This is a genomic window from Kluyvera sp., from assembly GCF_965301105.1.
Window position 1 is genome coordinate 1 of sequence record NZ_CBDKZX010000102.1, and the last position, 10,623, is coordinate 10,623.

Annotated in this window: 11 protein-coding genes; 6 read left to right on the forward strand and 5 right to left on the reverse strand. The window is 57.3% G+C overall.

Annotated elements, in window-relative coordinates; all coding sequences use genetic code 11:
* The 6 genes from ACW14G_RS20605 to ACW14G_RS20630 all read left to right on the forward strand — a co-directional run.
* A partial coding sequence (locus ACW14G_RS20605; protein ID WP_455648749.1) for a porin occupies positions 1-1,033 on the forward strand: 1,033 nt, incomplete at its 5' end.
* Between the two features lie 413 nt (positions 1,034-1,446).
* The gene (locus ACW14G_RS20610) at positions 1,447-3,039 is read left to right on the forward strand and encodes an ABC transporter substrate-binding protein (RefSeq protein ID WP_249022197.1); all 1,593 of its coding nucleotides are present in this window, start codon (positions 1,447-1,449) and stop codon (positions 3,037-3,039) included.
* 55 nt (positions 3,040-3,094) lie between these two features.
* Complete coding sequence (locus tag ACW14G_RS20615) at positions 3,095-4,039, forward strand: ABC transporter permease (RefSeq protein WP_223804155.1); 945 nt, start codon at positions 3,095-3,097, stop codon at positions 4,037-4,039.
* Between the two features lie 5 nt (positions 4,040-4,044).
* Entirely contained in the window at positions 4,045-4,890 is an 846-nt protein-coding gene (locus ACW14G_RS20620; RefSeq protein ID WP_249022196.1) for an ABC transporter permease, read from the forward strand.
* A complete protein-coding gene (locus ACW14G_RS20625; RefSeq protein ID WP_167576450.1) occupies positions 4,883-5,860 on the forward strand; it encodes an ABC transporter ATP-binding protein in 978 nt (325 codons plus the stop codon). The genes ACW14G_RS20620 and ACW14G_RS20625 overlap by 8 nt, the downstream gene beginning before the upstream one ends.
* Positions 5,857-6,828, forward strand: a complete 972-nt coding sequence (locus tag ACW14G_RS20630; protein WP_223804065.1) for an ABC transporter ATP-binding protein — start codon at positions 5,857-5,859, stop codon at positions 6,826-6,828. Before ACW14G_RS20625 ends, ACW14G_RS20630 begins: the two co-directional genes overlap by 4 nt.
* Here the strand turns inward: ACW14G_RS20630 and mnmH are convergent.
* From mnmH to ACW14G_RS20655, 5 genes are all read right to left on the reverse strand, one after another.
* Entirely contained in the window at positions 6,825-7,913 is a 1,089-nt protein-coding gene (gene mnmH, locus ACW14G_RS20635; protein WP_249022195.1) for a tRNA 2-selenouridine(34) synthase MnmH, read from the reverse strand. The genes ACW14G_RS20630 and mnmH overlap by 4 nt on opposite strands.
* 106 nt (positions 7,914-8,019) lie before the next feature.
* The gene (gene purK, locus ACW14G_RS20640; RefSeq protein WP_223804066.1) at positions 8,020-9,087 is read right to left on the reverse strand and encodes a 5-(carboxyamino)imidazole ribonucleotide synthase; all 1,068 of its coding nucleotides are present in this window, start codon (positions 9,085-9,087) and stop codon (positions 8,020-8,022) included.
* Positions 9,084-9,593 (reverse strand): 5-(carboxyamino)imidazole ribonucleotide mutase, encoded by a 510-nt coding sequence (gene purE / locus ACW14G_RS20645; RefSeq protein WP_163445981.1) that lies wholly within the window; start codon positions 9,591-9,593, stop codon positions 9,084-9,086. The genes purK and purE overlap by 4 nt, the downstream gene beginning before the upstream one ends.
* A 119-nt stretch (positions 9,594-9,712) precedes the next feature.
* Entirely contained in the window at positions 9,713-10,435 is a 723-nt protein-coding gene (gene lpxH / locus ACW14G_RS20650; protein ID WP_249022194.1) for a UDP-2,3-diacylglucosamine diphosphatase, read from the reverse strand.
* Positions 10,436-10,438: 3 nt separating this feature from the next.
* Positions 10,439-10,623 (reverse strand): peptidylprolyl isomerase (locus ACW14G_RS20655; protein WP_455648750.1); only part of this gene is annotated, 185 nt, incomplete at its 5' end.

Consider the following 10,623-nt stretch of genomic DNA (forward strand, 5'->3'; position numbering starts at 1 on the left):
GAACCCGCTTAGCCGTCTGAACTTCACCGTGGGCGGGAGTATTCGTCCGCAGTTCAACATGATGACCGGCGATGGTGACAAAGGCTCTTACAAACGTAACGGTTTCGACGGCGGCACGCGGTTCCGCTTCGCCGCGGATTACTACCTGTTCGATGACATTAGCTGGATCAGCTACTACGAACTGGGCGTGAACATTCCGGCAGTCTTCGACTGGGATAACCACTACGCTGAAGGCGCCAACGACACGACTCGTCGTATGCTCTACACCGGCCTGAAGAGCGATACCTGGGGTACGCTGACCTTCGGTCAACAAAACAGCATCTACTACGATGTGGTCGGTGCGAAAACCGATATCTGGGACTATGACATGATTGGTCAGGCGCCGGGTAACGGTATCAACGGCGACTACGATGGTTCTTATCGTACCCGTAAATCACTGAAGTATAAGAAAACGGTAGGCGATGTTGATCTCTACGTGTCTTATCTGTTCAGCGATGATTTGAACCTCAACAACGGTCTGCTGTACAAACGTAAAGGCGGCGGTTCACTGGGTGTGGATTACCATATCACCGACGACCTCTCCTGGGGTACGGCATGGAACTATACCCGTGCGGATATGAATACCACCTACAACAACGACGGTAAAACTTACGATCAGAACATCGTGGGTACGGCGCTGAGCTGGACGCCGGATAACTGGACGTTCTCCGTTGGCGGCGGCTGGTATCAGAACTTTATGACCACCAAAAAATCCTCCGTTCACGATTACTTCGCGGGCGATGCGTGGGGTATTGAATACTTCGCGGGCTACAAAATCCCGGTGGGCCAGTACGCGCTTAAATCCGTTCAGCCATACTTTATGGGTGACCGTATTGAATACGTGAATGGCCGCAACTACCAGCGCATCGATAACGGCGTGGGTATCAGCTTCCAACTGGATTACGGTTTCCGCGTGGACTACGAACACGTGTTTACCTCCAGCACCGACGATCTGGGCGATATGAACCTGGTCCGTCTGCGTTACGATTTCTAATCGTCAAAAGGGCGGCCTTGCCGCCCTTTGCTTAGTTTATTTTTATCTTTCCTTAGTTAAATAACATCTAACTCTCGCCGCGCTTCCCGCTTTTTTGTTACACATCAGCTGGTTATAATCCCCAACGTTCATTTTCCTGTTTTTATTCGTTTTTAATGGCTCTTACCGGAATTATCTTCTTGATAATGCTGGCTTTATTTTCGTGCTGTTGGAAGTGTGAACAGATTGGCAAAGTGAATAGAATTCAATTGCCTGGCAATGATTGTCCGGGCAAATATAGCGCGTTAAAAATAAAACGGGATGCAAATAAAATCCTGCGTAATGAAAAGCTTGTGAAATATCTTAAATGCGCCAGTCCAGTTATTTATTTCTTTGAAAGAATTAAAAATTTAAGGGTAAGGAGTTAATGAGGTATGCGTAATTTATTTGTTCCCGCGGCGTTAATTTCACTCGCGTTGGGTTTAAGCGGCTGTGATGATGCAAAAAATAAAGAAACCGCCGCGGTTCCCGCGGCCAGCAGCGACAGCGCGCCGAAAGAGGGCGGTTCGCTGATTATCGGTATTACCAGCGGCGATCCGCTGGCGGTGAACCCGATTTATGCCAGCGATCGCACGACCCTCACTATTATGCAGGCGCTGTACGCGCCGCTCTACAGCTACAACGACGGGAAAGTCGAGTGGGGCCTGGCTGAAAGCCTTGAGCCTTCCGCCGATAACCTCAGCTATACCCTGAAGCTCAAGCCTAACCTGAAATGGCAGGACGGTCAGCCGATCACCGCCGACGACGTGGTCTTCACCTTCAACAAACTGCTGGATGAAAAGCAGCACAGCTTCTTCCGCAGTATGTTTATGTTCGGCGGCAAGCCGGTGCAGGTGAGCAAGGTCGATGATTTAACGGTGAAATTTACCTTGCCGCAGGTCAGCGCCGCGTTTGTTGGCACGCTGGTGCAGATCTACCCGATCCCGCAGCACGTGTTCGCTAACGAAAGCGATCTGGAAAAAAGCGCGAAAAACGATGCGCCGGTAGGCTCCGGGCCGTTCAAATTCAAAGAGTACCGCGCGGGTCAGTACTATGCGCTCACCCGCTTTGACGACTACTGGAACGGCAAAGCGAAGCTCGATTCGGTGACCTATCGCTTTGCGAAAGACAGCAATTCGGCAAACCTTGCGCTGCAAAACGGCGAGATCAACCTGAAGATGGTCGACCCACAGGACGTCACCCGCCTGCAAAAAACCGATAAATTTAACTTCGTGGTTTACCCGGAAGGGCGTCTGGCTTACATGACCTTTAACCAGAACGTACCGGCGATGCAGAGCAAAGACCTGCGTCAGGCCATTGCCTATGCCATCAACAAAAACGATCTGGTGACGACGGCCTTCACGTCGCTGGACTACGCTAAACCGGCAACCTCATTCCTGACGCCGGACACGCTGTACCATTCTGACGATGTGGATCAGTACGCTTACGATCTGGATAAAGCGAAAGCGCTGCTGAAAGCGTCCGGCGCGCCGAACGACCTGAAGCTGCGTTTAGCCTATATCAACACCAATAAAACCCAGGAGAGCATGGGGCTGTATATCCAGCAGCAGCTGAAAGCGCTGGGGATCAACGTCGAGCTGATGCCGCTGGACGCCAACGCTATGTCCCAGCGCAGCCTGGACATGAACAACACCGCCTATGAACTGAGCCTGGGCGGTTACATCATGGGTGCCGAGCCGGATGGCTACAAATCGCTGTTTATGAGCAACGAAGCCTACAACTACGCGCACTATAAAAATCCACAGTTCGATGCCCTGTGGGATAAAGGCGCCATTGAAACCGATAGCGCCAAACGCGGTGAAATCTATAAGCAAATCCAGCAGGTGGTGGCGACGGACATGACCTACTATCCGATTGCCTACACCAACGCGGTGGTGGCGGTTGATAAACGTTTCGGCGGCACTCAGGAAGCAGAGCCGAAGCCGGTTTATATGTTCCAGGATTTATCGAAGCTCTATCAAAAATAAGTATTTTTAGCCCCCGCTTGCGGGGGCTTTTTGTGAAGGGAATGTCGTGAACACTATGTTGACTCGTCGGCTGCTGCAGCTGTTGCCGATGCTTTTCTTTATCTCGCTGGTGGCGTTTTTGCTGGTTAAACTCGCCCCTGGTGACCCGGTTGCGGCCTACATAACGCCGCGCATGTCGCCGGAAGACATTGCGCATATCCGCCACAGCCTGGGGCTGGATAAACCGCTGGTCACCCAGTATCTCATCTGGCTGAAAAATATCCTGCGTGGCGATCTGGGCTATTCGCTGATATACCATCGCCCGGTGCTGGAGATGATTGTCGAACGGATCCCCGCCACCCTTGGTCTGATGGGAGCATCGCTGCTGCTGGCTATCGTCCTGGCGGTGCCGCTGGGACTGCTGGCCGGGGCATTTAAGCACCGCTGGCTGGACTACGTGCTGAACCTGTTTGCCTATATCGGCATTTCGGTACCCATTTTCTGGTTTGGTATCCTGCTGATTACCGTGTTTGCCGTTCAGCTCAACTGGTTTCCCAGTATGGGGATGCGCACTATTGGCATTGAGGACAGCTGGCTGGACGTGGCGCGCCACGGCGTGTTGCCGTGCATTGCGCTGACTTTTTACAACCTCTCGACTTACGTGCGTTACGTACGCTCCAACACCATTAGCCAGCTCTCGGCGGATTACGTGCAAACGCAGCTCGCCTATGGGGCGACCTACCGCACTATTCTGTTCCGTCATGTGCTGAAAAACGTGCTGCTGCCGGTGATTACGCTGTTTGGCTTGTCGTTTGGCGAACTGGTGGTGGGAGCCTATGTCACCGAGAGCGTCTTCTCCTGGCCGGGGATGGGGCTGCTCGGGATCCAGGCGATCACCTCGCTGGACTACCCGCTGATCATGGCGATTATCCTGCTGTCGTCACTGATGCTGATCGTTGGCAACCTGCTGGCCGATCTGCTGTATCGCTTCGCCGATCCCCGCATCCGTACATTGAGGTAGCCACGATGACCAGACGCTGGCAAAACGTACGCCATCAGCTTCGCCGCAATCGTCCGGCGCAGTTTTCGCTGTTGGTACTGTTTATTTTTATTCTCGCGGCGCTGTGCGCGGGATTGACCCCTTACGACCCGGACCAGATGTCACTGGCCTCGCGGATGCTTCCGCCCGATGCCAGCCATTGGTTCGGCACCGATGAATATGGCCGCGACTATTTTACCCGTGCGCTGTGGGGCGGGCGAATTTCCCTGCTGGTCGGCTTCCTGGCGATGCTGTTTTCCACGCTGATTGGCACGCTGGTGGGCACGATTAGCGGCTACTTTGGCGGCTGGCTGGATAATTTGCTGATGCGCGCCGTTGATATTCTGATGGCGATTCCCGCTTTCTTCCTGCTGCTGGTGCTGAACGCCTATCTGAAGCCGGGCGTGGACAACATCATTCTGATTATCAGCCTGCTGACGTGGATGAATATGTCGCGGCTGGTGCGTGCGGAAACGCTGTCGATTAAGGAGCGTGAATATGTCCTGTACGCGCGCGCTTCCGGCGAACATCCGCTGCGTATTATTGCCCGCCATATTATTCCCGGCGTGCTGCCGACAATTATTGTGGCCGCCACGCTAAACATCGCTTCGGCAATCCTGATGGAGTCGACGCTGAGCTTCCTTGGCCTCGGCGTACAGCAGCCCGCGGCATCATGGGGCAGCATGCTGAACAATGCGCAGTCGTATATTGGCGAAGCATCCTGGCTGGCGATGTTCCCGGGGATTCTGATTCTGCTGACCGTGTTCAGCTTTAACGTGCTGGGCGACGTTTTCCGTACCGCCTTTGAACCGGGAGCCAACCGCGATGAGTAACCTGCTGGAGATTACCAACCTGCACACTTCTTTCTTCACCCGCGAGGGTGAAGTACACGCGGTGCGTGGCGTCAGTTTTTCGTTGAACGCCGGGGAACTGGTCGGCATTGTCGGAGAATCCGGATGCGGTAAGAGCGTCACCTGTAAATCGATTCTCCAGCTGCTGGGTAATAACGGCAAAATTACCGGCGGCAGCATTCGTTTTCGCGGCGATGACCTGGCGGAGAAAACGCCGCAACAGATGCGGCGGATTCGCGGCAGTGAGATTGCGATGATTTTCCAGGACCCGATGACGGCGCTGAATCCGGTGCTGACCATTGGCCGTCAGATGAGCGAAATTCTGATGCGCAATCAGGGGCTGGACCGCCGGGCGGCAAAAGCGAAAGCGCTGGCGATGCTCGATAGCGTCGGTATCGCCGATGCGGCGCGACGCTTTGAACAGTATCCGCATGAGTTCAGCGGCGGGATGCGTCAGCGCGTGATGATTGCCATCGCGCTCTCCTGTCACCCGCAGCTGTTGATTGCCGATGAGCCCACCACCGCGCTGGATGTGACCATCCAGGCGCAAATTCTGCGGCTGCTGAAGTCGCTACAGCAACAGACGCAGACCGCTATCCTGCTGATCACCCACGACCTTGGCGTGGTGGCGCAAATGTGCAGCCGCGTGGTGGTGATGTACGGCGGGCAGGTGATGGAAGAAGGGAAGGTCGACGATATCTTCCTGCGCCCGGCGCATCCCTATACACAAGGGCTACTGGCCTCTTTACCGCGTGCCGACGACCCGGAGCATCGGCTGTCGCCCATTGAAGGCTCACCGCCCGGTCTGTTAAACCCGCCGCCGGGCTGCCCGTTTGCCGAGCGTTGCGCGCATCGTCGGCCGCAGTGCGCGCGTCCGCCCGCGTTTTATTCCTGCGGTGAGGGGCATCGAGTGGCATGTTGGTTATGGCTGGAACAGGAGGCATCGGCATGAGCGAGTTACCGTTAATTCGTCTGCGCGAGGTACGTAAACACTATGCGCTGAACGGTGGGTTGTTAGGCCCCAAACGGCTGGTGAAAGCGGTGGATGGCGTCAGCTTTGATATTCAGCCGGGGGAGACATTCGGCCTGGTGGGGGAGTCAGGCTGTGGCAAATCGACGGTCGGGCGCGCCATTTTACGCCTGTTCGACATTACTTCCGGTGACATTGCCTTTGCCGGGCAGGAGATTGCCCAAGCGTCGGAGAAAACCCTTAAGCCGCTACGCCGCCGGATGCAGGCGATATTTCAGGACCCGTGGTCGTCGCTGAACCCCGGCATGACGGTGCAGCAGCTGGTGGCGGAGCCGATGAAGATTCATGGCTATGATGCGCAGACCCAGCGTGAACGCGCGGCGGAAATGCTCGACAAAGTCGGCCTGAAATCCGAGCATCTGACGCGCTTCCCGCATGAGTTTAGCGGCGGCCAGCGCCAGCGTATCAGCATTGCCCGTGCGTTGTCGGTGAATCCGGAGTTTGTGCTGTGCGACGAACCGCTGTCGGCGCTGGACGTATCGGTACAGGCGCAGGTGGTCAACATCCTACAGGATCTCCAGCAGGAGTTGGGGCTGACCTATCTGTTCATTGCCCACGATCTGTCGATGGTGCGGCATATTTCCAGCCGCATTGGGGTGATGTATCTCGGGAAGCTGGTCGAAGTCGCGCCTGCCGGAGAACTGTATCAGCGGCCCGCGCACCCGTATACCCAGGCGCTACTGGCGTCGGTACCGGTGCCTGATCCACGCGTGCGGCAACTGGAGGAAGGCGGGCTGAAGGGCGAGATTCCGAGCCCGACGGCGGACATTCGCGGCTGCCGATTTTGCAGCCGTTGCCCGCATGTCATGCCGCAGTGCCAGCAGCAGGAGCCGCCAATGCAGGAGATCGCGCCGCGTCACTTTGCGGCCTGCTGGCTATTTAAAGCTTAAGCGTGCGTAGCCAGCCAGTGGACGACCGCTTCCGATGTGCCGCGAAAGACAATCTTGTCGGCTTTTTTCTCTAGCTGATAGCGGTACATCGGGTCGTAATACTCGTTCAGCAGCGGCACCAGCCAGGCGAAGTGCGCCTCGGTGGAGCCGCTGCGCTGCTGTTCGGCCAGCGCGTCGTCGAGCGTCGCCGTCAGTTCAGCAAAGCGCTGTAACCCCAGACGACGGCGAATGGCGAACAGGCCGTGATGCAGGTATTCACAGTACTCCAGCCAGCCCTTTTCTTCGCCATAGGCGGCGAGGAAATCGTGATGCATGCGGGTGAAATACTCTTCACGCAGGCGCTCAAGACGCAGAACGAACGGATCTTCCACTACCGCGATCGGCGACTCGGCCATCCGATCCCGCAGACATTCCGGCAGATGATTCGCGCCGATCATCCGGCCTTCATCTTCCAGCACCCAGCGAACGCGCTCCTGTTGATGTGCCCCTTTGAGCAGCGCCGTGGCCAGATGGTTCTCAAAGGTGGCCTGTGAAAACTGCGCATCAAGCGTGCGGCCAAACGATGAACCGCGATGATGCGCCAGCCCTTCAAGGTCGATCCCCTGCGGCTGCTGGCGGACCAGCGGCGTTTTGCCATTGCCGGTGCAGCCGCCGATCAGCACGATCGGGTGGCGCACCAGCTCTTCCGTGGCCTGCATCGCCGCCTGGCGCAGCGCCTTGTAGCCGCCGACGATCAGCGGATAGTCAATGCCTTCGGCCTTAATCCAGCTTTGTGTGATATGCGAACGCTGCCCGCCGCGCGCGCAGCACAGATAGCCCTGCGGCGACTGCCGACAGGCCTCCAGCCACGCGGCGATGCGTTGCTGGCGCGTTTCGCCGGAGACCAGTTCGTGCCCCAGTGCCAGCGCGGCTTCCGGCCCCTGACGTTTATAACAGGTACCAACGGCAGCGCGCTCTTGATCGTTCATTAACGGCAGGTTGACGGCGGCGGGCATCGCGCCATGCGCAAACTCAACCGGCGCGCGAACGTCAATGATGGGCGTTTCTGCGCGCAGAATAGCGCAGTAATCCGTCCCATTTTTCATGGGCAATCCTTCTCTAACAAAGTGGGGGTAAGGCGGTCAGGGCAGGATTTTACGCTTCAAGGAGGGGGCCGGGGAAGCGTTAGATACTTTCCCCGGCACGAAAGGCCTATTTCAGACGCGTTTGCGCCCAGGCAATGCCGCTGGCGTATTCACCCGGCAGCAGCGGCACCAGCGCTTCCAGCGTCGCGCTCAGGCGGCCTGTATCGCTGTCGTTGAGGTTGAGATGGCCTACTTTACGGCCCGGTCGTACCTCTTTGTCGTACCAGTGCAGGTGCACCAGCGGCAGCTTCAGCCAGTCGTAGTTCAGATCGGAACCAATCAGGTTGACCATCACCGACGGGCTGTTGACCACCGGCGGCGGCAGCGGCAGGTCGGTAATGGCGCGTAGATGCAGCTCGAACTGGCTGATGGACGCGCCGTTTTGCGTCCAGTGGCCGCTGTTGTGTACGCGGGGCGCCAGCTCGTTGATCAGCAGACCGCCAGGGGTGACGAAGCACTCCATCGCCATCACGCCAACGTAGTTCAGCTCCTGCATAATGGCGCTGAGCATGGCTTCCGCCTGCGCCTGCTGCTGGGCGTCGGCCTGCGGGAAGGCGACGCTCATGCGCAGAATGCCGTCCTGATGCAGGTTATGCGTCAGCGGATAGAATACGGTGCTGCCGTCGTGGGCTCGGGCGCCAACCAGCGACACTTCGCCGGAGAAGTTAATGCCCTGCTCAACGATGCATTCGCCATAGCATTCGTCCGGCAGCTGCGCGGTGTCGTCTTTGCGCAGACGCCACTGGCCGCGGCCATCGTAGCCGCCGGTGCGGCGCTTAACGATCGCCAGCTCGCCCAGACGGTCAAAAACGCCAGGCCACTCATCGGCGCGGGCCAGCAGTTGCCACGGCGCGGTTGCCAGATTGAGCTTATCGAACAGCTGCTTTTGCGTCAGACGGTCGGCAATGATCGGGAAAACGTCACGGTTCACAAACGCGGTGTGCTCCGCCAGCTCGCGAGTGAGGGCGGTTTCCGGCCAGCGCTCGATTTCAGCGGTGATCACACTCTGCTGAAACGGCACGGCGGCAGGGTCGGCTTCTAAACCGACCGGCCAGACGGCGATGCCCAGCGGCTCACCGGCCTGGCGCAGCATACGACCTAGCTGCCCGTTGCCCAGCACGCAGACCTGCTTCATGCGGCACCTCGCGGGTCCGGGTTATCCAGCACTTCATCGGTTTGCGCTTTACGCCAGTCGGCGATGCGCTGATGCAGTTCCGCGTCGTGCTGAGCCAGAATCTGCGCGGCGAGCAGGGCGGCGTTAGCGGCACCGGCTTTACCAATCGCCAGCGTACCGACCGGAATTCCGCGCGGCATCTGCACGATGGAGTAGAGGCTATCGACACCGCTTAATGCGGCGCTCTGGACGGGGACACCCAATACCGGGACCAGCGTTTTGGCGGCAATCATTCCGGGTAAGTGCGCAGCGCCGCCGGCACCGGCAATAATCACCTGATAACCGTTGCTTTCGGCGTCTTCGGCGAAGCTGAACAGTTTATCGGGCGTGCGGTGGGCGGAAACCACTTCAACATGGTGAGGTACGTTCAGAATATCGAGGATTTCTGCGGCGAACTGCATGGTAGCCCAGTCGCTTTTGGACCCCATCACGATGGCGATACGTGCCGGATTATTGCGGGAAGACATGCGTCTGAAAACTCCTGTGGGTGTGCTGCACACGACGTTAGAGGCCACAGAGAATAACACGGAAAATGGGCAAGGAAAACGGTTGCGTCGCCGTGGGACGGCTGATTACGGCGGAAAAATTAAAACGGGAAGGGGATCAGCTCAACGTCTTCCTCGGTCACTTTGACCATTGAACCGTGGGTATGCCATGCGCCGAGCACCACGCGATGCGCCTGCGCGCCGTTGGCGCTTAGCGTGTGGATATCCGGGCGATGGGTATGGCCGTGAATCAGCCACTGCACCTGATGCTTTTCCATCACCGCAACCACCGCCCGCGGGTTCACATCCATGATTTCCATCGATTTGCTGCTGTTGGCGGCCTTGCTGTCACTGCGCATCTTCTGCGCAATACGGCGGCGGATAAACAGCGGCAGGGCGAGGAACAGTTTCTGGATCCACGGGGTGTGTACTTTGGCGCGAAACGCGAGATAGCCCGGATCGTCGGTACATAGCGTGTCGCCGTGCATAATCAGCACCCGGCGGCCATAAAGCGTCAGTACCTGTTCTTCAGGCAGCAACTGCATGCCGCTCTCGCGGGCGAAGCGTTTGCCAATCAGGAAATCACGGTTGCCGTGAATAAAGAAGCAGGGGACGCCGGAATCAACCAGCGATTTAATGGCAACGGCCATTTCACGATGTAGCGGGTTGGGGTCGTCGTCGCCAATCCAGGCTTCAAACAGGTCGCCAAGGATGTACAACGCGTCGGCCTGACGAGCTTCACCGTGCAAAAAACGCAGAAAACCGGCGGTAATCGCCGGTTCTTCCGTTTGCAGATGCAAATCTGCAATAAAGAGTGTCGCCACCGATTACTCGCTGACGGTCACGCTTGTAATCACAACGTCTTCTTTTGGAACGTCCTGATGCATACCGCTGCGGCCGGTAGAAACGCCTTTGATCTTGTCAACCACGTCCATGCCTTCAACCACTTCAGCAAATACGCAGTAGCCCCAACCCTGCAGGCTTTCGCCGGAGAAGTTCAGGAAGTCGTTGT